At 51.1% G+C, this 21,652-nt stretch carries 18 protein-coding genes and 1 other annotated feature; of the genes, 13 read left to right on the forward strand and 5 right to left on the reverse strand.

Annotated features, from left to right (window positions below; genetic code table 11):
• The first annotated feature begins 66 nt into the window (after window positions 1-66).
• Together RW092_RS03990 and RW092_RS03995 are read left to right on the forward strand one after the other, a co-directional pair.
• Complete coding sequence (locus RW092_RS03990; RefSeq protein ID WP_016310920.1) at window positions 67-1,869, forward strand: M3 family oligoendopeptidase; 1,803 nt, start codon at window positions 67-69, stop codon at window positions 1,867-1,869.
• Between the two features lie 221 nt (window positions 1,870-2,090).
• Window positions 2,091-2,507 carry a hypothetical protein gene (locus tag RW092_RS03995; protein ID WP_016310921.1) on the forward strand — a complete coding sequence of 139 codons (417 nt, stop codon included), beginning with the start codon at window positions 2,091-2,093 and terminating at the stop codon, window positions 2,505-2,507.
• Window positions 2,508-2,586: 79 nt separating this feature from the next.
• Here the strand turns inward: RW092_RS03995 and RW092_RS04000 are convergent, their stop codons facing one another.
• Both RW092_RS04000 and RW092_RS04005 read right to left on the reverse strand, forming a co-directional pair.
• Window positions 2,587-2,814 carry an alpha/beta-type small acid-soluble spore protein gene (locus tag RW092_RS04000; RefSeq protein WP_016310922.1) on the reverse strand — a complete coding sequence of 76 codons (228 nt, stop codon included), beginning with the start codon at window positions 2,812-2,814 and terminating at the stop codon, window positions 2,587-2,589.
• 175 nt (window positions 2,815-2,989) lie between these two features.
• On the reverse strand, window positions 2,990-3,979 hold the full coding sequence (locus RW092_RS04005) for an aldose 1-epimerase (RefSeq protein WP_016310923.1): 990 nt from the start codon (window positions 3,977-3,979) through the stop codon (window positions 2,990-2,992).
• A gap of 121 nt (window positions 3,980-4,100) precedes the next feature.
• Window positions 4,101-4,383, forward strand: a binding site (T-box leader).
• A gap of 81 nt (window positions 4,384-4,464) precedes the next feature.
• Here RW092_RS04005 and trpS point away from each other — a divergent pair.
• The 3 genes from trpS (at window position 4,465) to RW092_RS04020 (ending at window position 7,229) form a co-directional block, all read left to right on the forward strand.
• Window positions 4,465-5,448 carry a tryptophan--tRNA ligase gene (trpS, locus tag RW092_RS04010; protein ID WP_016310924.1) on the forward strand — a complete coding sequence of 328 codons (984 nt, stop codon included), beginning with the start codon at window positions 4,465-4,467 and terminating at the stop codon, window positions 5,446-5,448.
• A gap of 227 nt (window positions 5,449-5,675) precedes the next feature.
• Window positions 5,676-6,614 (forward strand): heme o synthase, encoded by a 939-nt coding sequence (cyoE, locus tag RW092_RS04015; RefSeq protein ID WP_016310925.1) that lies wholly within the window; start codon window positions 5,676-5,678, stop codon window positions 6,612-6,614.
• 15 nt (window positions 6,615-6,629) lie between these two features.
• Window positions 6,630-7,229 (forward strand): SCO family protein, encoded by a 600-nt coding sequence (locus RW092_RS04020; RefSeq protein ID WP_016310926.1) that lies wholly within the window; start codon window positions 6,630-6,632, stop codon window positions 7,227-7,229.
• A 12-nt stretch (window positions 7,230-7,241) separates the two neighbouring features.
• On the opposite strand, the gene RW092_RS04025 is transcribed toward RW092_RS04020, so the two are convergent.
• The 3 genes from RW092_RS04025 to RW092_RS04035 form a co-directional block, all read right to left on the reverse strand.
• The gene (locus RW092_RS04025) at window positions 7,242-7,601 is read right to left on the reverse strand and encodes a toprim domain-containing protein (RefSeq protein ID WP_016310927.1); all 360 of its coding nucleotides are present in this window, start codon (window positions 7,599-7,601) and stop codon (window positions 7,242-7,244) included.
• Between the two features lie 128 nt (window positions 7,602-7,729).
• Window positions 7,730-9,808 (reverse strand): serine hydrolase domain-containing protein, encoded by a 2,079-nt coding sequence (locus tag RW092_RS04030; protein WP_016310928.1) that lies wholly within the window; start codon window positions 9,806-9,808, stop codon window positions 7,730-7,732.
• Between the two features lie 432 nt (window positions 9,809-10,240).
• Entirely contained in the window at window positions 10,241-11,413 is a 1,173-nt protein-coding gene (locus tag RW092_RS04035) for an MFS transporter (protein WP_085279623.1), read from the reverse strand.
• Window positions 11,414-11,732: 319 nt separating this feature from the next.
• On the opposite strand from RW092_RS04035, the gene RW092_RS04040 reads away from it, so the two are divergent.
• The 8 genes from RW092_RS04040 to RW092_RS04075 all read left to right on the forward strand — a co-directional run bounded on the left by RW092_RS04040 (window position 11,733) and on the right by RW092_RS04075 (window position 21,511).
• A complete protein-coding gene (locus RW092_RS04040) occupies window positions 11,733-12,176 on the forward strand; it encodes a hypothetical protein (RefSeq protein WP_028538783.1) in 444 nt (147 codons plus the stop codon).
• 44 nt (window positions 12,177-12,220) lie between these two features.
• Window positions 12,221-13,381 carry a transglutaminase domain-containing protein gene (locus tag RW092_RS04045; protein WP_316009597.1) on the forward strand — a complete coding sequence of 387 codons (1,161 nt, stop codon included), beginning with the start codon at window positions 12,221-12,223 and terminating at the stop codon, window positions 13,379-13,381.
• Between the two features lie 187 nt (window positions 13,382-13,568).
• Window positions 13,569-15,605 (forward strand): peptidoglycan D,D-transpeptidase FtsI family protein, encoded by a 2,037-nt coding sequence (locus RW092_RS04050; RefSeq protein WP_410055508.1) that lies wholly within the window; start codon window positions 13,569-13,571, stop codon window positions 15,603-15,605.
• Window positions 15,606-15,704: 99 nt separating this feature from the next.
• On the forward strand, window positions 15,705-17,705 hold the full coding sequence (locus RW092_RS04055; protein WP_316009599.1) for a peptidoglycan D,D-transpeptidase FtsI family protein: 2,001 nt from the start codon (window positions 15,705-15,707) through the stop codon (window positions 17,703-17,705).
• 198 nt (window positions 17,706-17,903) lie between these two features.
• Window positions 17,904-18,878: a metal ABC transporter solute-binding protein, Zn/Mn family gene (locus tag RW092_RS04060; RefSeq protein ID WP_316009600.1), complete on the forward strand. Its 975-nt coding sequence runs from the start codon at window positions 17,904-17,906 to the stop codon at window positions 18,876-18,878.
• Window positions 18,879-18,899: 21 nt separating this feature from the next.
• Complete coding sequence (locus tag RW092_RS04065; protein ID WP_085279626.1) at window positions 18,900-19,658, forward strand: metal ABC transporter ATP-binding protein; 759 nt, start codon at window positions 18,900-18,902, stop codon at window positions 19,656-19,658.
• 4 nt (window positions 19,659-19,662) lie between these two features.
• Entirely contained in the window at window positions 19,663-20,616 is a 954-nt protein-coding gene (locus RW092_RS04070; RefSeq protein ID WP_316009601.1) for a metal ABC transporter permease, read from the forward strand.
• 1 nt (window position 20,617) lies between these two features.
• Window positions 20,618-21,511, forward strand: coding sequence for a metal ABC transporter permease (locus RW092_RS04075; protein WP_028539802.1), 894 nt, complete (start codon window positions 20,618-20,620; stop codon window positions 21,509-21,511).
• Window positions 21,512-21,652: the final 141 nt, after the last annotated feature.

A 21,652-nucleotide genomic window follows, 5' to 3' on the forward strand; every position in this document is an offset into this window, starting at 1 on the left:
TCTACTAGCATACACTGTTATCCCATAAAGCATCAATTCTAAACGATACGGAAAGGAAGCGAACTTATGTCAAGATTCGTAGGAACCCTTCAACAAACTTGGGACTTGGAAACCATTTTCCCTGGAGGTTCTGCCTCTACGGCGCTAAGAGATCATCTGGATGCTCTGGAACGGGATATTGCCGCCTACCAGGCGAAGCTGCAAGAACTGCAGGCCCCGTCCACTGTAGAAGAGACCAAGGCATTGGATAACCTGATTGAAGATCTGCAAGCGGCCGACAGCCGTCTGTCCGAAGCCGGCTCCTTTATCGGCTGTTTGACCGCGCAAGACCAGCATGACAAGAAAGCTCTCCAGCTTGACGCGAGAGTCACTTCGTTAAACGCTGCATACAACAACGTGATGACTTTATTCTGGAACCTGCTCCGCTTGACAAGTGATGAGGTGTGGGAAGCCTGGATGCAGCGGGAAGAAATCGCTCCGATCTCCTTCCTGCTTCGCGAGAAACGGGAGCAAGCGCGGGAGAAGCTGGCGCCGGAGCTGGAAAACCTCGTGTCCGACCTGGCAGTAGACGGTTATCACGGCTGGGGACAGCATTATGATACGATCGTCGCCAAAGTAGGAGTCCCTTTTGAAGAAGAAGGGGGCGAGGTTCAAATGCTGTCTGTCGGTCAAGCAGCTAACAAGCTGGATCATCCAGACCGCAATGTGCGCGAGCGCGTATTCCCGAAATGGGAGGAAGCCTGGACAAAGGCGGAGGACTATTGTGCCGATACGCTGAACCGCTTGGCGGGATTCCGCATTAAATTGTACGAAAAACGCGGCTGGGACGATATTTTGAAGGAACCGCTGGACATGAACCGGATGTCCAAAGCCACGCTCGATGCGATGTGGCAAGTGATCGTCGAGAACAAGCCGAAGTTTGTGGCTTATTTAGAGCGCAAAGCGAAGCTGCTTGGGGTGGAGAAATTAAGCTGGACCGATGTGGATGCCCCATTAGGCCAAGCCTCCGGCAAAATTTCGTACGAACAGGCAGCCGAAGACATCGTCGAGCAGTTCGGCAAATTTAGCCCGAAGCTGGCGGAGTTCGCCACCATGGCGTTTAATAAACGTTGGATCGAGGCCGAGGACCGTCCTGGTAAACGCCCGGGTGGTTTCTGCACTTCTCTGCCGCTGAGCAAGCAGACACGGATCTTCATGACATATGGAGGGAACGTATCCAACGTATACACGTTGGCGCATGAGCTGGGACACGCCTACCATCAATACGTGATGGAGGAGCTGCCAAGATTCAGTCAGGATTACGCGATGAACGTGGCGGAGACCGCTTCGACCTTCGCGGAAATGATTCTAGCTGACGCCTTCGTCAAACATGCGGAAGATGATCAGCAGAAAATTGTTCTGCTCGCCGATAAGGTGCAAAATTCAATTGCCTTCTTCATGAATATCCATGCCCGCTTCCTGTTTGAAACCCGTTTCTACGAGAAGCGCCGGCAGGGTTATTTGGATGCTGCGGAGTTGTGCGAATTAATGGAAGAAGCGCAGCGTGAAGCGTTCCAGGGGGCGTTGGGCAGCTATCACCCGCATTTCTGGGCATCTAAGCTGCATTTCTATATCACCGATGTGCCTTTTTATAATTTCCCTTACACCTTTGGGTACATGTTCAGCACGGGGATCTACGCACAAGCGCTCCGTGAAGGCCAAGGCTTTGCGGCTAAATATGATGCGCTTCTGCAAGATACCGGCCGCATGACGGTAGAAGAGCTGGCTGCCAAGCATCTGGGCGTGGATTTGACGAAGCCGGACTTTTGGCGTGACGCGATGGCCGTATGTGTGGCCGACGTTGACGCATTCTTGGAATTAACCAAATAAACCGGGCGCTACCTGCTTCATTCTGTTACACTATTTTAGGTCCTCGAGAGGGGACCTTTTTTTGTTGAAGAATTTTGTCGGAAGAGGAAAGAAAATATCGAGAGAAAAAGACATAATTAGTAAATATGTATCATAATGTTGATGTATAGGTAAATTTAACCTATAATGTGACATAAGACCTATTTCATAGGTTGCATTCTTTGGGGGAAAGGTGGGAGAATATGCTGAAAGCCGAGCAACTATCGCTGGTTAGGCAGATCGACATGGTTTTTAAGGAACTGGAGGAGGAACTGTCGGGGTTAACTTCGGGTACCGTATTTCTACAGATCCGGAATAACACCATCGGGAAATTTGGCATCCGCCACAATCCGATTGAGGGTCGAAATGGGCAGCTTCGTGAAGAACCTTACGGACTTAATGCAGAACAGATCCATTCTTTTCGAAAAATGGCGATTGAAGCGCTGAAGTACAAGCGGTACTGGACACATGGCGAGATCAGCTATGAATTCGCCCTGCGCCAAGGGGCTGTCGTCGTGGATGCCATCATGGAATCGAATTATAACATGGCCAACTTGCTGATCCAACGGTATTCGCAGAAGGAGCAAGTTGCTAATACATACCGAAAGCTGTCTTCCTAGAGGCTTTCAATATTTAAGGAAACAGGCGATCTGCTAAGCAGACCGCCTGTTTCTATAGAGGGTAATGGGAGGATGCAAGTTACAGGTTCGAACGACCCGACAACTGTTGCTCCGCCATTTGAACCAAACGTTTTGTGATATAGCCCCCAAGAGAACCGGTTTCACGGGAAGTATAGTTCCCATAGTAACCGTCTTGCGGAATTTGTACGCCCAATTCCTGAGCTGCTTCCATTTTCAGTTGTTGCAGCGCAGCAGTTGCTTGAGGAACAATAAGGTTATTACGGCTTCCGCGGCTTTGACCTGCCATGTTTGTCACCTCCTTTGGCGTTTGTGATGTTAGTATGGTTCGTAGGGTGCAAAATATGCGGGAGGCTTCAAAACTATAGCAGTGGTAATTATTTCTTCACGCAGACAAGCTGTGGAATCGTGGAATCATACAAAAAAGCCGCCTTCTATAAGGAAGGCGGAAATTTTGAAAAAGGTTAAGCTTCGTTCTCATCGCCGGTATTCGGATAAATCATTTCTAGGGAAAGATTTAATTCCAACGTTTGTTGCGGCGTCAATTCGATCAGCCCGGTCTCACTGGCGGGGAGGTTCAAATTTGGAGCGTCCGGCAACCATGTGTAAGGTTCAATGCAGAAGAATTGATCTGCTTCCCCCTTGGAGTAGATCACCCAAAATTTAAAATACTCAGGATCCGCTGCGTAGCGAAGGCCATAGCCGTCATCGCGCAGCATCAACGCTTCGACCGGCTTATCTCCGATTCGCAGCATGGTATCGCAATTCACGCCTTGCAGATTCATCCCTGTGTTTAATGCATCCCAGCTTCCTAGCGGAGCGGTCTTCCCGGTAGGAATGTTCTCCTCGTCCAATTCGTAAAGCTCCGTCACGGGCAGCTTCACATTCCAGCGACCAGGTTCGCCGTCAATGAGAAACCAGGTATGCAGCCCCAAACCAAAAGGGGCTGGGTTGTGACCCAAGTGCGTAATCTTGAAGGTTTGCGTTAATTTTGTCCCTTGCAATCTGAGCGTCATTTCCAGCTTCAAGGGTTCGGGATACTGACGGATCCAATTGGGATCGTCAGAGGTTTTGAATTCTGTGGTGATCGTGCAGCCTTCGTCGTCTTCTTCAATATCGCTCACACACCAGCTTTGCGTACGGTGCAGACCGTGGATGTGGTTGTCATTTGCCGTATTGCGATCAAATTGATATTCTTGCCCGGCATACGTGAATTTCCCTCTGCGAATGCGTCCGGGGGGAGTTAAGAGCGGGATGCCGAAATGATATGGCTTCTGCAGGTAGAAATCAAGTTCGTTCTCTTCTGGATGACGCAGCACATCGCGCTGCTGGACATTGTCCCATATACGAATGACGTTATTTCCTAGGCGAGGTAGCAGCGTGACTTCAAGCTCTCGGCTATGTAAGATGTACGTATCGTAACCGTTCCATTGCCCTTTGGTCACCTTTTTCATATCGTTGCTCCTTTTCCCACATAATCAGTTCCTTAGACTAGACTAATCATAACACTTTTTGCGTAAGACGAAAAATAGATTTGACACCAACGCTGGTGTTATTTATGATGATAGGCATAATGAGAAAGCGTTGATGAGGGGAAGTAGGCGAAGTTTCCGTTCTTCAGAAAGCCGGTGGTTGATGCGAACCGGTGAAGGAGCTTGTGCCGAATGGGCCTCGGAGCGCCAGGTTGAACACAAGAGGCGATGAGCCTGTTGCCAGTAAGCCGGCCGGATCATCCACGTTACGGATTGGAAAGGCTGATCTTGTTGCGACAAACGCATCAGCGTCTTAAGTTGACTGCGTAACATTCATGCTCCAACATCAGCAAAGAAGGGTGGCACCACGGTCTCACGTCCCTTGCGGGCGTGGGGCCTTTTTGCATTTTACAATAAACCCGGGGTCTTACTTATGCAGAAATAAAATTAAAGGGAGGATTTTTGTTATGAAGAGAGTATTATCGGGCATTCAGCCCAGCGGCAAACTGACATTAGGCAATTACATCGGGGCGATTAAGAACTTTGTGAAGCTGCAGCATGATCATGCTTGCAACTTTATGATCGTGGATTTGCACGCGATCACCGTTCCGCAGGAACCGGCTGCACTGACGGAGCAATCCGAAGCGGTGGCGGCGCTTTATCTCGCAGCTGGTATCGATCCGAATAAAGCGAACGTATATCTGCAATCCCATGTGATGCAGCATGCCCAGCTCGGATGGCTGCTGACGACGCTCACCTCGATGGGCGAGCTGGAACGGATGACGCAATTTAAAGACAAATCGGCCGGGAAAGAATCCGTTGGGGCCGGGTTGTTCGTTTATCCTGCTTTAATGGCGGCGGATATTTTGATTTATAATGCGGATCTGGTGCCGGTTGGAGATGACCAGAAACAGCATTTGGAATTAACCCGTGATTTGGCGGGACGGTTCAACCATCGGTTTGGCGAATACTTTACACTGCCGGAGCCGTACATTCCTGAGGTTGGGGCACGGATCATGTCGCTGGACGATGCCTCCAAGAAAATGAGCAAAAGCAATCCGAACCCAGGCAGCTACATCGCCTTGCTGGACACCCCGGACGAAATCCGCAAGAAGATCAGCCGGGCAACTACGGATTCCGGGCGCGAAGTAAAATTCGATCCGGCGACGAAACCGGAGATCAGCAACCTGATTACGATCTACAGCCAATGCTCGGGACTGACCATCGCGGAAGTAGAGAAACGTTATGAAGGTCAAATGTATGGTCCGTTCAAGAAAGACTTGGCTGAAGCGGTCGTCAGTGTGCTTGAGCCGCTCCAACAGCGGTACCGTGATATCCGCGAGTCGGGCGAGCTGCGCAACATCTTGCGCCAAGGAGCGGAACGCGCTTCCGAAATGGCTGAGAAAACGCTGCAGGATGTTCAACGTCTGATGGGGTTTGTCGGAAAATAAGCGATATGTCAAAAGAAAGCCGCCGGCTGTGCCCGGCGGCTTACTGTGTCACTAAATTGTCATAGTTAACGCGCGATATTCCAGCGATTGTCAAACACTTCTAGCTTTTGATATGATAAAGTTTATAGCATAAGGGTAAAAACGTTGAACATTTTATGAATGATCAATAAAGGTAAGCCTAAGCCTAAACTGAACTTTATTTCAAATATAGGAGGAATGAATCGCGCGTGGACAAACCATTAAGTGTTCAGGCTTCTTCGGAATCCGCTGCGTTGTCCGTGAGACCTACTCCTCCGGGAGAGACGGCGACTTGGAGAGATTTTATCGCCTTAACGAAACCGGGCATTCTGCGTTCGAATCTGATTGCTGCGTTTGCCGGGTTTTGGGTGGCTTCCCGCTGGGAGCTTGATTATATTCAATTAGTTGTCATGTTGCTGGGAACGATGTTGGTGATGGCATCGTCCTGTGTCTTTAACAATTACTTCGACCGGGAGATGGACACGAAGATGGCCCGGACGAAGAATCGCGCCCTCCCTACGGGGAAGCTGGCTCCGAGAACGGTGTTATGGTATGCCGTCATCTTAGGAGTGCTTGGCTTATCCGTATTGTTTATCTTCTCCGGTCCGTTGGCCGGGTTGTTTGGTGCGGTAGGGATGTTTGTCTACGTGGTGGTGTATACGCTGTGGCTTAAGCGCAGCTCGACCTGGAGTACGTCGGTTGGGGCCATCTCCGGCGCTATGCCGCCGGTCATTGGCTATGTTGCGGCTTCCGGCGGAATCGATTTGGGAACTTGGATGTTATTCGCCCTGTTGTTCCTATGGCAACCGCCCCATTTCTGGGCGCTGGGGATTCGCCGTACCGAGGAATATCGGGCTGCTGGTTTCCCGTTGTTGCCGGTTGTGAAGGGCATTCCGCGCACGAAGTTGCAGATGATCCCTTATCTGGCATTGCTGATTCCGATACCGATTTTGATGTATGTCTATGGCTATACGGGCGTTTGGTTCCTCATCATCGGCACCCTGCTGTCGGTGGCTTGGCTGCTCATGGCACTCCAAGGGTTCCGGGCTAAGGATAACGACGCTTGGGCGAAACGGGTGTTTATTTTCTCCGTGAACTATTTAACCATTGCTTTAATCGTGATGATCTTGGATACGGTTAGGTTGTAATTAGGGGGATGGGAAATGGCGGTTTTGAAGAAATATAAATGGACATGGATTCTGCTGGCCATCTGCGTGATTTTAGCCGGCTATCTGCTCTGGGATACGTATGCGAAGCCTAAGCTTCCTGTGATCCGCCCTGTTGCGGATTTTAGCATGGAGAACGTAGACGGCAAGACGGTCTCGCTGCAGGATACCAATGGCAAAGTCCGGCTGTTTTATTTCTTCTTCACCAACTGTCCCGATGTTTGCCCGATCACAACCTTCCGACTGAGCCAGGTCCAGGATATTTTGAAAGAGAAAGGCTTATTCGGCAAGGATGCGTCGATCGTCTCGATCTCGTTTGATCCGGAACGCGATACGCTGGAGAACATCAAGGCGTTTGGGGATAAATTCAAAGCGGATTATTCCGGTTGGTATTTCCTGCGGGGGGATCAGCAGAAGACGATCGACCTGGCGATGGACTCCTTTAAAATTCTGATCGATAAGGACGCGGATGGAAACTACGTGCATATGGATCTCATCGGTCTCGTTGATCGCAAAGGCCAACTGCGGGAAATTTACCGGCCAGAGGCGACGCCGGATGAAATCGCCGCAGGTGTGATGAGCCTCGCCAAGGAGTAACTTCATACACAATCAAAACTTGTCATAGGTAGCCGGTGTTGGGGGATAGATGATGTATTCCTCCAGCCCGGCTTTTTCTAATTGGGCGATGAGGTATTCATCGGGTGTTCCTTCGACTCCGGCATATCCTCGTCTTGTGTAAATTTGCTCCGCATCAGGGAAAGCATCCCGAAGTACACCGCGAATTCGTTTGCCGGAAGGATCGTTGTCGAGGAACAGAAACAACTCGTCATCCTTAACTTTCTTCCGCAAGGTCTCCAGCTTCTCATGATTTAATGTCCCAAACGTACAGTAGATGCGGACTTCTTCGTCTAATAAGCGCCGCAGCTTGCTGCGATCGTTCTTCCCTTCCACAATGATGCTGATTGCCAAAATAAATCCCCTCCAGGCTAAACGTAAACCTCCAAGCTGGGGTTATTACGTTCTAGTTTATACCCGGGAGGGGACTTCATGCAAAATTGCTAGAAACTAGATAAGAAAATAAGGGCTGTTCGATTCGATTAGTTCAATTCTATGCCAAAGCGCATGCCTGGATCACCAATAAACACAATCGTTCCGTTCTCAGGCAGGTTCACTTGGGTGCTGCCGCTGGCCACCGAGAAGTTCACGCAAGCCCCTGCAGCATCATACACGGCAAAGGAGGCTTTGGCTGGAAGTTCCACCGTGATCGTCTTTCCTGCTGCTTTCGCCGGAATCGTGTACCAACGCGCTTGTTCAGACGGCTGCAAGGTCACCGCGGACTTCTTGCCGGGGTACAGCTCTTGGATTTGATCGCCGCTGAGGTACAAGGCGCCGCCGGCCTCCAAATATTCACTTCCGCCTTGAGTGAAGAAGCGATATTCTTCGGAGTCTCGGCTGCCCGTCGCTGGAACCTGATGTTTGCCCATCAATGTATCAGGGCCTGTAATTTGTTTGTCCATCACGTAGCCGGGCAGGCTGTCCGTACGGTTCATTTGGACAACTGGCAACATCATGAAGTAGGCCATCGAGCTGTATTTTTCCGATACGAGGTAATAACTTTTCCCATCGCGTTGCTTCCAGGCTGCCTCCGCTTCCGGTGAAATGGTGTTGTCCGTAAGTTTCTCTGCGGAGTACAGATTGAGGGCGAGCTGGCCTAATTCAGGAACGGTGGCGTATTGTCTTTCCCACAGATAGGTGCGTCCGTTCTTCTCTTTCACAAAGCTGACTTTCAGTGATCCGTCCTCGCTGACGAAGGTCCCGTCTTTCGTATACACGAGCTTAGGAAGTCCTAACGATTCGCCAGGCGCAAACGGGGACGTGATTTGGATTTCACCATCGGCGACATCGATGCGGATCAGCTGGTTGGTGGCTCCATAATATCCGCTGAACTGCTTGAGTTCTTCAGGCATGTCCGCTTGTTCCGGCGTACCAAAGGATTTGGCTGGCTTGAGCTCGGAAATCGTCCCCTTCTCCTTTAACGCTTGGAGCAGGATTTCGTTCGCAAGCAATTGGTTCAGCGAGCTGGACCCGCCGGAGGAGAGAACCGCTGCTGCCATTTGTTGCTCTGGCAACACGACCAGCTGGGCATGATACAGCAATGTATCGCCGCCTTTGGCCAATGCTTGGATACCGTATTCATTAAAAGGAAACAGTTTTACACTGTCCCAGCCTAGACCAAAGTCGACGCTGTTGTCGTTATCCTGAGGCCAGATCCCTCTTTTATACTCCGGTTGTGCCGTCGCTTTAGCTGCTTGCTTGGACAAAATGTTGTCGGCTTCGCCCGTAAACAAGCCGGCGAATTTCACCAGATCTTCAGCGGTCGAGTAAACGCCGCCCGTCCCGATTACATTCACCGTTTCCTTCGGTAATGGCTGTGGATTTCCTGGTGCATAGAGTGCGGCAAGCTTGTCAAAGTCGAGACCGTCCTGCGGCGTCAACGTATGCTCCATCCCAAGCGGTTCGGTGAATTCCTGGTGGATATAATCCGTAAAATCCATCCCGCTGACACGTTCGACTAAAATTTCCGCCAGTGTAAATCCGTCGTTGCAGTATACGGAATACGCTCCTGGGTCAGCCTTCAGGGATTGATTGGCCAGTTGGTCAAGCAGCGTATCATGCGCATAAGGGTCGTTGTCTTCGAACAAAAACGCGTTGGTGAGACTGGATCCCTGCATACCTGAGGAATGGTTCAGCAGCATGCGCGGCGTGATCTGCTTGTATCGCTCATCGTTCATCTTAAACTCCGGGATATAATTAACCAACGGCGAATCGAGATTGATTTTACCTTGATCGACCAGTTTCATAACGGCAGCGGTCGTAAACATTTTGCTGGTCGATCCGATGCCGTATATCGTTTCAGCGGTCAGCGGAATTTTGCCTTCAGGATCATTCTTTCCGGCTTGTCCTGAAACGAGGAGTTTGCCATGGTCGACCAGGGCGTACTGAACGCTGGTTGTTCCGTACGTCTCGGTGAGCAATGCGGCCTTCGCGGCGGCGATTTCCTCCAAGCCTTGCGGTGAGGTGTTGGCCTGCGGCGCCTCTGCCGCCATAACCGTTCCAGGTAACCATAGCGTAAGAGTCAGAATGATGGCTAAAATCGAGTTTCGTTTTTTCTTCAACTAGAGCCCTCCCTTAAAATTTGATCTATCTTTTAGTACGTTAACAGAGGAAGGGAGGGTTCATCTTTTTCGGTAGATGATGGAATCTTGTGCTGCAAAAGCCCCCTTAAACACAAGCGGCCTGCCCGAGGGCAGACCGGTGTGCAGGGGTCAGTAACAATGACAAGAATTAATAAAGAGGAGCACGGAGGATGATTACCAGCAAGATGTACAACACGAGGATCGTCCCCGTCGTTGTCCAGAATCCATAGCCAGGAACCATCGGGCCCGGTCCGCAATTGTCAATGCCGCCCATTCATGTTCACCCCGCTTTCAAACATGATCGGTTACTACACGATTATCTTATGTAGGACCGTATCATGTGCCCTGTGCGGCAGCCTAAACTGAAATGAAAAATCCGTTGCACTTGTCCCGCGGGCATAAGTCCATCGATTAATGATGGTGTCCCGTGCCCGCGCCAACTGGGGGCGGCAGGGTTGCGGTAAACTTTCTAGGCGGGACGATGATGGTGGCCAGCATCAGCACGAAGAAGGCTAGGAAGTAAGGAGAATAGCTGCCGTGCATGGCTCCCGCGACAATCGGGCCGATAAAGGAACCCAGCGACATGGCGATCGATTGCAGTGAAAACACGGTGCCGAGCCGTTTGCCTCCGCTTAAATCGATAAACAACGAAGCCATGGCGGGATACACGACTCCCTTCGCCATCCCTAGGGCTACAAGCACCACGGGAAGCGGAATGAACTCAAAGGCGGCCAAGGCGAAGAAAGATAAGGCGATCCCCAGAATGCCGATACTGGCTCTTAAATAAGGGGAATAGCGGCTCAAAAATAACATCGACAGCGTGACCAGCGCCCCTAAGCTGATAATAGAAAAATAAAAGCCGGTGTTCATGATCCCCTCTGCCCCGCCGGCTTGCAGCGGCAGTTCAAAGAACAAAATGCCCTGTGAGCAGGAGACGGCGAGCGGCAACACGTAATAACGCAAAGGGATCACATTGATCTTCACTGGTACCTGTGATTTCGCCGCGTCCAATTTGGCCGGACCTTCCGTAACCAAACGGGGAGGCTCCTTGATCGTAAAAATGGCAATGATGCCTGTCGAGATCAACAGCCAGCCCAGCATTTGAAAGGCGATGGAAAAGCCGGATTGAGCGACAAGAAAAGCGCCGGCGGCCGGCGATACGACGGAAGCAACGGTATGCATCACCCCGTGACCGGCCATCAGCTTGCCTTGCTGCACCGGATTTTTGGACAGCGAAGCGAGCATCGCCAGACAGGCCGGGGACAGGAAGGCGAGCACAAAACCGCTGATGGAACGCAGCACGAGCAGCTGCCAAGGCTCCGTGACATAGGCTTGAAGCAGCAAAACCAAGCCGGCAGTCACCAGGCTAAAGATCATGTACGGTTTGCTGCCGTGGCGATCGACGCCCTGGCCGGCGAGCAGGTTGCCCGGCAGATGCGTCAGCGCATAAATCCCCATCATCCAGCCGATAAACGTCGGCGCGGCTCCCAGCGACAAGGCAAACGGAGTCAGGATCGGGTACTGGGCGTGCAGGTCGAAGAAAGCCAGAAACATAAAGAAGTACAGCCAGAAGGCGATTTTCACGCGTCGCCCCTCCTTTTCGTAGAATGAACGTTAGTATTACTTGTACGCTCCCATGGACGAACTTATTACCCGATCGGCTTTCCATCACGAAGTAGAGGCGGAGATGCTGTTCGACTTCGAATCTTGAATTCACCTTGTCTCTTCGTTGCTCACGTAGCTTCCAGCTACGCTCCGCTACTCGATCCAAGTTTCATCCAAGCTTGATTTCCGCGGGATTGGGGGTTAAGCTGACATGGTCTTGGGCCATCATGTATAATGGGTTAGAATCAAAATACAGAAATCAAAAATCATGGAAAATCTAAATATGGAGGATTCATCAATGTATGACGTACAAGTATGGACTGAATTTCTGAAAGAAAATTGGCTGGTGATTGTTGTAGCACTGGTCATTCTCTTCCTTGTGCTCAATTTTGTGAGAACGGTTGTCAAATGGGCACTGGTGCTGGTCATCGCCGCATTTATCGTGATTTACAGCGGGATCACGCTGAAGGATATCGGGGAGGCAGTAACAACGGTGAAGGAACAAGCCCTCGACATCAGTAAAACCGAAGCGTTGAACATGATGAAAAATGAAGCGAAGGAAGCCCAAATCACGCAAAATCCGGACGGTTCGTTTACCATTACGACCCCGAATCTGGAAGTGACCGGACAAGCGGGCAGCGATAAAGTGAAAGTATCGTTCCGCGGCGTTTCGTTGGGTGAATGGTCGATGAACGACACGCTGGAGGCTTTCATCCAAGAAGCGAAACGGAATTCTCAATAACCTAAGATAATGACGACTTACACCTAGATTGGACGGAGGAGCTTATGAAGCTGGACATGACGACATTGCTGCAAACGCTAAGCGAATATAACTGGATCACGGTGCTGCTGCTTGCCGTGCTTCTCAGCTCGGTGCTGCAGGGATTGGTGCGCGGAGCCTCCCGTTCGGCAGGCCGTCTGTTCACGCTATTAAGCGGCGGCGTCTTATCGCTGGTTGGCATTGCCATCGCCATCCCGTTAACGCTGTGGTTATCTCCGAAGGTTCAGACTTGGCTGACGGAGCTGCCGTTGCCGGATCGAGAGCTGGCGAAATGGGAGCAAGTTCTATATATGCTGGTCATGGCGGTGCGGGATTTTCCGCTGATGCGATTTGCCGTCGTTTTTCTTCTGCTCTATTGGATCATACGTACTTTGGCGGGCTTCGCGATGCTGTTCGTTCGCGGGGGAAGCGGTCTGTTCGGCTGGCTGTTCTCCGGCGGGGACCGTCCGGCTTCGCTGCTGAGCCGTTTGGCTGGCGCAGGAATCGGCGCGGTGATTGGTGCGGCGCGTTGCGTGATGCTGATCGCCATCTTATTTATTGTCGTGACGTTGTATCCCAACAGCGGGTTCAGCCGTTACGTAGAAGCCTCGCCGGTCTATCAACAAGGGGCAAGAACGATTATTGAGCCGATTACCGGCAATTTGATCAAGGAGAAGCTGCCGGTATTCACGCGCAGCGTAGAAGCAGAGCTTGGCAGCATCCTGCAGCAGAAATACGAAGTGATTGATGCCAACATTCCCGAATCCATTGAGTTGGCCGCTGTAGAGATCACCAAAGGCGCTGACACGGATGAAGAGAAGGCCCGGCGCCTATACGACTGGGTTGGAACCCGGGTGTCATACGATTACGATAAAGTGAAAGACTATGAGGAGAAAGGCATCTGGCATGAGCAAACGCCGCAAATGACGTTTGATACCAAACGCGGGGTGTGTATCGATTATGCCCGGCTCTATGCCGTCATGGCCAGAACCGTCGGACTTCAGGTGAAGGTCGTGACCGGACTTGGATACGACGGGCAAGGCGGGTACGGTCCTCATGCCTGGAACGAGGTATACTTGTCCGAGAAAGACGCCTGGATTCCGCTGGATTCGACCTGGGCCAAGAGCGGCGACTGGTTTAATCCGCCGGCATTCAGTGAAACCCATGTCCCTAACAAGCTGATTTGAGTAAGGGCTGCAATTTAAGTTGGTGCGATGAAAAAATACTGGAAAGGGGGCGTAACTTCACCGCCCCTTATTTCGTTATGGTACTATAGAGAAGTTGACTGCAAGAAATGAGGATTTAAGGGATAGAAAGTAGGGAAACGCCTTGAAAAGCACTTATGCGAAGGATCCGCAAGAACAAGAAATCGCAATGCAACGCCATTTTAACATTCGGCTTAACATGTTTTTCTTTAGTGCTTTTGCCATATTTACCGTTATCATCGTACGTTTAGCCATATTACAGTTCGTAGAAGGTCCAACGTTGTCTAAACAGGAGAGTAATTTGCGCGTTAAGGATGTGCCGCTTGCTCCAACCCGCGGAACGATTTATGCGGCGGGGGGCGAGAAGTTAGCCTATTCCACGCCGGTTCAATCGCTGTATATCACGCTGCAGAAAGACTACAGCAATTCCACAGATAAGGGAAAAGCCAATCGTCCGGAAGCATTGGCACTTGCCAAGAAGCTGAAGGAAGTTTTCGATAAATTAGGTTCGCCGGAGACCCAAATGACGGAAGAGGACATCATCAAGGCGATGGACCTTGATTACCGGCAGTATAACGGGTTTACGCCGCGTCGAATTAAAATCGATTTAACGCCTGCGGAAGTTGCTTATTTCTTGGAACGGAAAAGTGAATTTCCGGGGATCGACATCGTTGAGGAGAGTATCCGCCATTACGATCCTGATACCGTAGCTGTGCAAACGATCGGCTATATCCGAAAGTTTAAAGGGGCATCTACATCGCTGGAGAAGTACAAGCAGATCCGGGAAGCGAAGAACGATGATCCGGCACTGCAATATACAGAAACTGAGGACGTCGGATACGACGGCCTGGAGTTGTACTATCAGGACGAGCTGCGCGGGAAGAACGGCTATAAGAGCGTGCCGATTGATCCGCGGAACATGGCCACCGGGATCCCGGAAATTACGCCGCCGGAAAAAGGCCATGATCTTCACACGACGATCAACAAGAACATTCAGATGGTCGCTGAGCAGGCAATCCTTGATCAGATCGAATGGGTGCATACCCACCCGGTATCCGGGAAGGTTCATCCTAATGCTAAAACCGGCTACGCGGTTGCGATGGAAGTCGAGACCGGCAATGTGGTGGCTATGGCCAGCATGCCGGACTACGATACCAATGTGTGGCAATCCGGCGGGATATCTCCTGAGAATTGGAGCAAGATCTCTTCCAACTATCAGAACGGGGCGATCACGCCGATTAGTTCGGGGCGGTCGGGGCATAACTTGGAATCCGTTATTTTGTTGGGTTCAACCATTAAGCCGTTATCGGTGTTGACCGGCTTGAATGAAGGTTTGTTTACAACAAGTACCTATTATAACGATACAGGTATTGCCTACTTTGGGAAGAACAATTCTGCAAGTGTCCGGAACTCCCAACGCCATGCTTATGGTTCCATCGACCCGGCTGGCGCGATCCGTCATTCTTCAAACACCTTTATGGTTGATATGGTGGGGGAAAGACTCTACAACAAATACGGATCGAAAGGGATTGAAATTTGGGACAACTACATGAAGCAGTTTGGTCTAGGGGTTTCGACGGGTGTGGATCTGCCAAAAGAATATTTGGGCAATCTGGAGTATACAAATGAATCGGAGACAGCCTTATCAAGGCTAGTCTATGCTTCCTTTGGACAACAAGGGAAATACACCGCGATGCAGCTCGCCCAATATACAACGGCTTTGGCTACGCGAGGGAAACGCATGGAACCGCATCTCGTCAGCAAAATTACCGATACGGACGGCAATATCGTAAAGGAATTTAAGCCGGTAGTTCTCAATGAGGTCAAATTTAACGATGCTTATTGGAAAGAGGTCATCAGCGGTATGGAGACCGATGTCTCCATGGCTTTCTCAGGATTCCCTTACGATTTTGCTAGAAAAACCGGGACCTCGGAGCAATGGGCTGATGGTGCCAATCGCGATAACGGCGTATTTATCGCTTTCGCCCCTCGGGAGAACCCGAAACTGGCGGTAGCAGTTGTTATCCCGGAAGGCGGCTTTGGTGCATACAGCGCCGCGCCGGTTGCCCGTAAAATTTTTGATGCATACGATCAGGAATATGGCTTGGACGGGGTTCCGAAAAAGACCAAAAACCAAAATCAGCAACAGACAAACAATAATGCTTCCCAGCAAAACGGAAATCAAACCGAGCAAACGAATCCTTAATTGAATCCAATGACAGCAACGACCTTTTCACAGCGATGTTGAAAGGGTCGTTTTTCTTATGGAAGGACGATTCATCACTAACAGGGAGGCGTAAAGTGGATGAACAAATTCGTCATTGAGGATCCCCAGGAACAGCAAGCCTCCATGCGGCGGCATTTCTATATTCGGCTGAATCTGTTTTTCTTCAGTGCCTTCGCGTTGTTCACCCTCATCATTATCCGACTTGCCATCTTGCAGTTTGTCGAAGGACCATCGATCTCTATGGAAGAGGTGAAAATGAGGTTCCGGGATGTCCCGATGCCGCCGGTTCGAGGATCGATTCTGTCCGCCGATGGAGCGAAGCTGGCTTATTCCACGCCAATCCAAACCTTATATTTGACTTTACAGAAAAGTAACTATGATTCTACAACTGAAACGGGCAGAGCCAATTTGACAGAAGCTGAGGCCCTGGCGAATGAATTGAAGAAGGTGTTTGATTCGTATGGCGATCCCAACGCGCAGATGACGGAGGAAGAGATTCTGGATGCGATGGATTTGAAATTTCGCCGCAGCAGCGGGTTTGCTCCACGTCGAATCAAGAGCAACCTGACGGAACAAGAAACCGCCTATTTCCTTGCTCAAAAAAGCAGGTTTCCTGGAATAGACATCATTGAGGAGTCGGTGCGCCACTATGACCCTGATTTGGTTGCGGTGCAAACGATCGGTTATCTAAAGAAGTTCCAATCCACATATGATTTGGCTTGGTATCAGCCGATACGGGAACGACGAAATACCGACCCGGCGCTGCAATACACGGAAGACGAGTTTGTCGGCTTCGATGGGTTGGAGCTATATTATCAGCAGGAACTGCGGGGGAAAAACGGATATAAGCGCGTGCCGATTGATCCGCGGAACATGGTGAATGGCGTTCCCGAAATCGTACCACCGGAGAAGGGGTACGATCTACATACGACAATCAATAAAAGGGTGCAACAGGTCGCAGAACAGGCGATTCTGGATCAAATCGAGTGGGTTCATCAAAACCTAGTATCCGGTAGAGTGCATCCTCACGCCAAAACGGGTTATGCCGTGGCTATGGAAGTCGACACTGGAAACGTCATCGTGATGGCCAGCATGCCGGATTATGATACGAATGTATGGCAAACTGGCGGAGTATCCAATGAGGTATGGAACCAAATTTCGTCAAATTATCGGAATGGCACGGTATGGCCGTATTCCTCCGGGCGCTCCGACCACGATTTTGAGTCCACCGTGTATCTGGGTTCGACGATCAAGCCATTGTCGGTGTTGATCGGCTTAAACGAAGGTTTGTTTACGACCAAGACGAAGTACAACGATCGAGGGATCGCTTATTTCGGCCGCAACGATTCAGCGAGCGTGCGGAATTCTTCCGGGCATGTCTACGGCCCCCTTTATCCGAAAGACGCCATTCGCGTATCGTCCAATGCATTTATGGTCGATATGGTCGGGGAGAAGCTGTACAACAAATATGGAGCCAAAGGGATTCAGGTTTGGGACGATTACATGAAGCAATTTGGGTTAGGCGTCCCCACAGGAATCGATTTGCCTGATGATTTCCGAGGGATCTTGGATTATAAAGACGAATCGCAGACGGCATTGTCCCGCTTGGCTTATGCCTCCTTCGGGCAGCAGGGCAAATATACGACGATGCAACTGGCGCAATATGCCGCAACGCTGGCCAATCGGGGAAAACGCATGCAACCTAGACTTGTGCAGAAAATCACCGATGCCGAAGGCCAAGTGGTGGTTCAATTTGAACCGAAGGTGCTTAACGAAGTGAAGATGAAGGAGGCCTATTGGGATGAAGTTATTGAAGGGATGCGAACAACTGTGAACGCCTTTGATGGGTTTCCTTACGATTTTGCCCGCAAGACGGGAACTTCGCAGCAGGATTACAGAGGAGAACTGTTGGATAACGGCGTGTTTATTGCATTCGCCCCAAGGGAGAAGCCGAAGCTGGCGGTGGCGGTTGTAATTCCCGAAGGAGGCTTTGGGGCTTACAGCGCGGCACCGGTTGCTCGGAAAATTTTTGATGCATATGATCGGGAATACGGTTTGGACGGTAACCCTAAGAAGTAAATATAGGATTAAACGAAGCCTTGCTCGCGATGAGCAGGCTTTTTTTGTTTTATGGGAAATTCCTCTTGCTTTTTGGGAATCTTTTGCTTAGAATTTGCCCTAAGGAAACATTTTTATACAAATAAAACAAAAAGGTATCAAGTAAACAAGTGTTCTCTTGTACAACATTAAATCAAATTCGAGGAGAGGAGTAGCAAAATGGACGAAATGAAGATCAAGAAAAGCCCGTTTGAACGGGCCAAAATGACGCTCGGCGTGCTGGCGTTCATCGTATTAGTGGCTTGTTCCAAAGTACAAGATCAGGTTGATCATGTTCGCGCATCGGCTAATGATTCCCCCGTTAAGGTGGTGACTACGATCGGCATGATCACAGATGTCGTTCAGGAGGTTGGCGGCGAGCAGGTTGAAGTCACCGGTCTAATGGGGCCAGGAGTGGACCCGCATTTATACAAGGCGTCACAGGGGGATATCGAGAAGCTGGATCAGGCGGAGGTCGTGTTTTACGGTGGATTGCATTTGGAAGGGAAAATGACGGAGATTTTCGAGAAATTGGAGCAGAAGAAGCGGACTGTGGCGGTCTCGAAGGACATTGATCCTAGCGAGCTGCGCTCGGGTGCAGATGCCGGGGGGACGCAGTACGATCCGCATATCTGGTTTAACGTACGGCATTGGATCACAGCCACACAAGCGATCCGCGACACGTTGTCGGCCTACGATCCAGACCATGCCGACGTCTACCGGGGGAACGCCGAGGCGTATATTGCCGAATTGGAGAAGCTGGATGCGGAAGTGAAGGAGCGGATCGCAGAAATTCCTGAGCAGGACCGGATACTGGTCACGGCTCATGATGCTTTTGGCTACTTCGGAGATGCCTATGGCATTCAGGTGATGGGTCTGCAGGGAATCAGTACGGCGGCCGAATACGGTTCAAGGGATGTTGCCAAGCTCCGAGACTTCCTGGTTGAGCATAAGATCAAAGCTGTATTTGTTGAGTCGAGCATTCCGACCAAATCAATGGAAGCGGTGATTGCCGGAGCTGCAGAGCTGGGGCATACGGTAAAAATCGGCGGCGAGCTGTATTCCGACTCGCTGGGAGAACCAGGTTCAGAAGCGGATAGCTACATCGAGATGGTCCGTCATAATGTCAACACGATCGTTGAGGCCTTGAAATAACTTTAGAGAGGGTGATCCAAAATGAACGTTTATCCGCTTGAGGTGAACCGATTAACCGTTGCTTATCAGAAGAAGCCGGTGTTAAGATCGGTTTCTTTTCACATCCCGGAAGGGCAGTTGATTGGGATACTAGGTCCTAATGGAGCGGGGAAATCTACGCTGCTAAAAGCTGTACTGGGGTTGCTTCCAACTCTGGACGGTGAAGTTCGCATCTATGGGAAGTCCTATCGGGAGCAACGCAAATTGATTGGCTATGTGCCGCAGCGCGAATCGGTGGATTGGGATTTCCCAACGAATGCGCTGGATGTTGTGATGATGGGGCGTTACGGCCAGCTTGGCTGGTTTCGCCGCCCCGGAGTCAAGGAACGGCAGATCGCGCTGGAATGTCTCGCGAAGGTGGGGATGGCGGAGTACGCCGGGCGTCAGATCAGTCAGTTATCCGGCGGACAACAGCAACGTGTCTTTCTGGCGCGGGCTCTGGCTCAAAATGCGCACGTGTATTTTATGGATGAACCGTTTGCTGGCGTCGATGCCACTACAGAGAAAGCGATCATCGCCCTGCTGCACGAATTAAAGGAGCAAGGGAAAACGGTGCTGGTGGTTCATCACGATTTATCTACAGTACGGGAATATTTTGATCATGTGCTGCTGCTGAACGGTGAGTTGATTGCCGCCGGACCTACTGAGGAGACATTTACACCGGAAAATTTGCACAAGACGTACGGCGGGAAGATTGCTATGCTGGCCGATTTTGGCGCGGTGCCTGCGGGGAAGGTGTGACGCGATGCTAACGACATTATGGCAATGGATCACGGATCCAAACCTGCAGTGGATTCTGATGGGATCCTTGTTGCTTGGCTTGGGCAGCGGCGTCATCGGCTCTTTCACTTATCTTCGCAAGCAAAGCCTGCTTGGGGATGCGTTAGCGCATGCCGCGCTGCCAGGAATCTGCATCGCTTTTATGCTAAGCGGCGTCAAATCCGTCGGCCTGTTTATGCTTGGGGCCATCCTCGCCGGGATGGCAGCGACGTTTGGTATCTCCGCCATTACCCGCTACACGCGGATCAAGCAGGACGCAGCGCTGGGCATCGTGTTGTCGGTGTTTTTTGGCATCGGCATCGTGTTGCTAACCCAAATCCAGCATAGTGGCAACGGGAACCAGAGCGGGCTCGACAAATATTTGTTTGGTCAGGCGGCTTCCATGATGTTGGCTGACGTTTACTTGATGGGCGCGGTGTCCGTGTTGCTGATTTCGATATGCGCGTTGCTTTTTAAGGAGTTGAAGCTGGTGAGCTTTGATCCCGGGTTTGCCCGGGGCATGGGGCTTCAAGTAGCTTTCCTTGAACAGTTGCTGCTAATGATGACCGTGGTGGCGGTTGTCGTGGGCATTCAAGCCGTGGGCGTGGTGCTCGTCGCCGCCTTGCTAATTACCCCGGCTGTGGCTGCGCGGTACTGGACGGATGCGCTGGGCGTGATGGTTGTGCTGGCCGGCGTGTTCGGAGCACTGTCAGGTGTAACCGGTACGCTGATCAGCTCCACTTTATCGAACTTGCCAACTGGGCCTGTGACGGTGTTAGCGGCGACCGCTTTGTTTTTCGTCTCCGCTGTGTTTGCGCCAAATCGGGGTTGGCTGGCCCAGTGGATACGACGCTGGCGCAGCCGCAATGAAATCCAGCAACCGATGGAGCTGGCGATGATCAAGCAAGCCGGGAACACGGTCGAAAGGGGGGCGGAATAACATGGCGGATTTTTGGATTATATTGACTGGTACGCTGGTTGCGGCGACGTGTGGAATCTTGGGCTGCTTTTTGGTCTTGCGAAAAATGGCCATGGTTGGGGATGCCATCAGCCACTCCGTGCTGCCCGGCATCGCCATCGCGTTTCTGGTCAGCAGCTCGCGGGACTCCTTGCTGATGTTAATCGGGGCCGCTGTGCTGGGGCTGATCACGGTGTTCTTCATCCAGATGCTGCAACAAAGCGGCTTGCAATCCGATGCTTCGATTGGCATTGTGTTTACAGCGCTTTTCGCCGTTGGTGTCATCCTGATCAGCCGGAACGCTTCGCATATCGACCTGGATCTGGACTGTGTCTTATTTGGTGAAATCGCCTATGTGCAATGGGATACCTGGATATGGAACGGCTACGATATGGGGCCGATCGCGGTCTGGATGCTGGGCGGGACGCTGCTTATCGTGCTTGCAGCCATTTTGCTCTTCTACAAGCAATTTAAGCTCTGTGCCTTTGATCCGGCATTGGCGGCTGCAATAGGCATTCCGGTTGCATTGTTCCACTATCTGCTGATGGGGCTTGTTTCGCTGTCGACGGTGGCCTCTTTTGAGAGCGTAGGGGCGATTCTGGTCGTCGGCATGTTGATCATCCCGGCCTCGGCGGCATATCTGCTGACCGATCGACTGAGTGTAATGATCGGTTACAGCGTGCTGATCGGGGCGATCAGCGCAGCCGGCGGTTATTATGCGGCCAAATGGCTGGATGCTTCGATCGCCGGTTCGATGGTCACGGTTGCCGGTGGGTTATTCCTGCTGGCATTCCTCTTTTCGCCGAAGCATGGTTTGATCGCTCGATTCGGGAGGAAGCAGCGGAAACGCGATGAACTGTATTCTGCGGCCGCTTAAGTCGGCAAGAAACGCAATATAATCGTGAAAATCGCTGGTTAACACAAATATGGCACGTTTTTGTCAAGTTTTTGCCACCAAGCGGCGGTCTTCTCCGTATTACTTAATATAGTTAGCCGGTCAATCGTTCCGGTTAGACCA

This window comes from Paenibacillus sp. 3LSP, assembly GCF_032465655.1.
Classification (GTDB): Bacteria; Bacillota; Bacilli; order Paenibacillales; family Paenibacillaceae; genus Fontibacillus; species Fontibacillus barengoltzii.